We start from the raw sequence: 3,254 nt of genomic DNA on the forward strand, positions 1-3,254 counted from the left end.
CCGCCGCCGCCCGTGGTGGGCACCGCGCCCGTCAGGCCGGTGCAGCCGCCGCCGCCCGCGCTGCCTCCCGCACGCGGCGGCACCGCTACCGCGAGCCGCACCGACCGCATCATCATCGTGGCGCTCGACCCGGGCCACGGCGGCGAAGACCCCGGCGCCATCGGCCCCAACGGCACGCGCGAGAAAGACATCGTGCTGCAGGTGGCGCACCGGCTGCGCGAACGCATCAACGCGGGCAGCGTGAACGGCAGCCCGATGCGCGCCTTTCTCACGCGCGACGCCGACTTCTTCGTGCCGCTGGGCGTGCGCGTGCAGAAGGCGCGCCGCGTGCAGGCCGACCTGTTCGTGAGCATCCATGCCGACGCCTTCACCACGCCCGCCGCGCGCGGCGCCAGCGTGTTCGCGCTGAGCCAGAGCGGCGCGTCGAGCAGCGCGGCGCGCTGGATGGCCAACAAGGAAAACGACGCCGACAAGGTCGGCGGCGTGAACGTCGGCGGCCACGAGGCGCAGGTGCAGCGCGCGCTGCTCGACATGAGCACCACCGCGCAGATCAACGACAGCCTGAAGCTCGGCGGCGCGATGCTCGGCGAGATCAAGAACATCGGCGCGCGGCTGCACAAGGGCCAGGTCGAGCAGGCCGGCTTCGCGGTGCTGAAGGCGCCCGACATTCCCAGCGTGCTGGTCGAAACCGCCTTCATCAGCAACCCCGAAGAAGAGGCCAACCTGCGCCGCGTCGAGTACCAGGAGAGCCTGGCCGACGCGCTGATGCGCGGCATCCAGCGCTACTTTGCGCAGAACCCGCCGCTCGCGCGCAGCCGCCAGCTCTGACCCGCGGGCACGGCTTTTGTAAAGCCGAAGCGTGCCCTGCTGTCCCACGCGGGGCGGCCCGTGACACCGCACAGGCAGGCGCGGCAGACTCCTACACCGGGGCGCGCGGCCCGCGGGACATGATGACTCATCACTCCTCGAAAGGTGGACATCATGAACACACGACTCTGGATCGCAGCCGCAGCAGCCACTTCCGTCATGGCGGTCGCGGGTTGCGCAAGCGGCCCCAACCAGAACCTGGGCACCGGCGTGGGTGCGGTGGGCGGTGCGCTGGTGGGCAATGCGCTCGGCGGCAACACGGCCAGCACTGTCGGCGGCGCGGCCATTGGCGGCATCATCGGCAACCAGGTCGGCCGCAATGCCGACGAACGCAACTACTACAACCAGCAGCGCTATCCGCAAGGCAGCGGCTACTACCCGAGCAACGGCCCGCACTACTGATCATCTGCCTGCTGCCTCAACGAAAAAGCGCGCCCTTGGGGGGCGCGCTTTTTTCATGGGTTGAAGCGCAGCGGCGGGTGAAGAATCAAGCCGAGGGCACCTGCGCGGCACGCGCCTTCTCGGCCTTGGAAGCGCGCCATGCGCCGAAGATCGCGAGCAGGCCGGGAATGAAGATCAGCGCCCAGATGATCTTGTCGAGATGCTGCCGCACGAACGGCAGGTTGCCGAAGAAGTAACCGGCCGTCGCGATGCCCAGCACCCAGATCAGCGCGCCCACCACGTTGTACATGGTGAACTTGGCACGGCTCATTTCCGCCACGCCGGCCACGAAGGGCGCGAAGGTGCGAATGAACGGCATGAAGCGCGCAAGCACGATGGTGATGCCGCCGTAGCGTTCGTAGAAGCCGTGCGCCTGGTCGAAGGCCTTGCGGTTGAAGAAGCGCGAGCTCTCCCACTGGAACACCTTCGGCCCGAAGTAGCGGCCGATCGAATAGTTGCACTGGTCGCCCAGGATGGCTGCGGCAATCAGGATGGCGCAGGCCAGCGGAAAGTTCATGAGCCCCGCGCCGCACAGCGCGCCGACGATGAAGAGCAGCGAGTCCCCGGGCAGGAACGGCATGACCACCGCGCCCGTCTCCACGAAGACGATCAGGAAGAGCAGCGCATAGACCCACGGGCCGTAGGCGATGACGAAGGCCTCGAGGTGTTTGTCGACATGAAGGATGAAGTCGACGAGAAAGCTGATGATTTCCATGGGCGCGGATTATCCTTGCTGAATCCGAACGCACCCTGAATCACCGGCGCGCATGGCAGGGCTTCATGCGCGCCGCGTGCCGGATCACATCCCCCACATGGAGACAAACGCGATGACAGGTCAGTACATCCAGACGCAAGCGGCCGAGGAACTGCTTGCGCCCAAGCTACTGGACGAGACACTGCCGCCGAACACCCTCCCCGCCTCGAAATCCGCCTGAGCGCGAATGAAGAAGATCGACCCTCGCCTGCTGCAGGCCTTCGTGGCCGTGGCCCGCGAGGGGTCCGTGTCGCGCGGCGCCCAGCGCCTGTACCTGACGCAGCCGGCGGTGAGCCTGCAGCTCAAGGAGCTGGGTGCGCTGGTCGAGCTGGAGCTGTTCCAGCGCACGTCCACAGGCCTGCTGCTGACGCGCGACGGCGCCGCGCTGCTGAACCATGCCGAACAGGCACTCGAAGGCCTGAACGATTTCGTGGTGGCGGCAAGGCGGCTGAAGGGCGGCGTGCGCGGGTTGCTGCGCATCGGCACCATCCTCGACCCGGAATTCACGCGCCTCAGCGCACTGCTCAAGGAACTGGTCACGCTGGCGCCCGAACTGGAGACCGAGCTGCACCACGGCACCAGCGGCGAAGTGCTGGCCAAGCTCCTGAACAAGGAGCTGGATGTCGGCTTCTACCTCGGCGACCCGAACACCAACGAGCTGCCGCCCGCCTACGCCGGCCTGCGGCGCCAGGAAGGCGCGGCCTTTCACGCGGAGGTGCTGACGCGCTTCTCCTACCAGGTGATCGGCCCCAGCGGCTGGCGCCCCAGGTGCAGGGCCGCGACTGGCCCGACCTGGTGTGCCTGCCGTGGGTGCTGGCGCCGCCGACCTCGTCGCACTCGCGCCTGCTGGCGCCGGTGCTGCAAGAGCGCAAGCTGGTGCTGAAGAAGGCCGCGCAGGCCGACCAGGAAACGTCGATGCTCGCGCTGGTGCGGGCCGGCGTGGGCATTTCGCTGGCGCGGGACGTGGTGGCGCTGCGCGCCAGCCAGAGCGACGGCCTCGTGATCGCGGACAAGGTCAACATCGGTTGCGACCTGCGCTTCATCTGCCTCGCCGGATCGCTCAGGCGCCCCGAGCTGGACTGCGCTTTCCAGGCCCTGTCGCGCGCTTGGCGGCGCACGTTCTGACGCCGGCGCCGCGTCGGGCCCGGGGTTGCGTCAAGCCCGGGGTTGCGTCAAGCCCGGGGTTGCGTCA

5 protein-coding genes are annotated in these 3,254 nt (G+C 68.3%); 4 read left to right on the plus strand and 1 reads right to left on the minus strand.

Annotated features, from left to right (window positions below; genetic code table 11):
- Both BMG07_RS40240 and BMG07_RS40245 read left to right on the plus strand, forming a co-directional pair.
- Positions 1 to 828 (plus strand): N-acetylmuramoyl-L-alanine amidase (locus tag BMG07_RS40240; RefSeq protein ID WP_198089152.1); only part of this gene is annotated, 828 nt, incomplete at its 5' end.
- A 153-nt stretch (positions 829 to 981) separates the two neighbouring features.
- Positions 982 to 1,269, plus strand: coding sequence for a glycine zipper domain-containing protein (locus BMG07_RS40245; protein WP_198089153.1), 288 nt, complete (start codon positions 982 to 984; stop codon positions 1,267 to 1,269).
- 85 nt (positions 1,270 to 1,354) lie between these two features.
- Here the strand turns inward: BMG07_RS40245 and BMG07_RS40250 are convergent, their stop codons facing one another.
- Positions 1,355 to 2,023 carry a DedA family protein gene (locus BMG07_RS40250; protein ID WP_198089154.1) on the minus strand — a complete coding sequence of 223 codons (669 nt, stop codon included), beginning with the start codon at positions 2,021 to 2,023 and terminating at the stop codon, positions 1,355 to 1,357.
- A 226-nt stretch (positions 2,024 to 2,249) separates the two neighbouring features.
- Here BMG07_RS40250 and BMG07_RS40255 point away from each other — a divergent pair, with 226 nt between their 5' ends.
- A complete protein-coding gene (locus BMG07_RS40255) occupies positions 2,250 to 2,945 on the plus strand; it encodes a LysR family transcriptional regulator (RefSeq protein ID WP_269759890.1) in 696 nt (231 codons plus the stop codon).
- The gene (locus BMG07_RS43780; protein ID WP_307867325.1) at positions 2,873 to 3,187 is read left to right on the plus strand and encodes a LysR substrate-binding domain-containing protein; all 315 of its coding nucleotides are present in this window, start codon (positions 2,873 to 2,875) and stop codon (positions 3,185 to 3,187) included. Before BMG07_RS40255 ends, BMG07_RS43780 begins: the two co-directional genes overlap by 73 nt.
- The last annotated feature ends 67 nt before the right edge of the window (positions 3,188 to 3,254 follow it).

This window comes from Variovorax sp. E3 (assembly GCF_016082275.1).
Lineage (GTDB): Bacteria > Pseudomonadota > Gammaproteobacteria > Burkholderiales > Burkholderiaceae_C > Variovorax.

Excerpts from the sequence above, each read along its gene's own strand:
- BMG07_RS40255 (WP_269759890.1), top strand. The coding sequence starts at position 2,250 with ATGAAGAAGATCGACCCTCGCCTGCTGCAGGCCTTCGTGGCCGTGGCC.
- BMG07_RS40250 (WP_198089154.1), bottom strand. The coding sequence starts at position 2,023 with ATGGAAATCATCAGCTTTCTCGTCGACTTCATCCTTCATGTCGACAAA.
- BMG07_RS40245 (WP_198089153.1), top strand. The coding sequence starts at position 982 with ATGAACACACGACTCTGGATCGCAGCCGCAGCAGCCACTTCCGTCATG.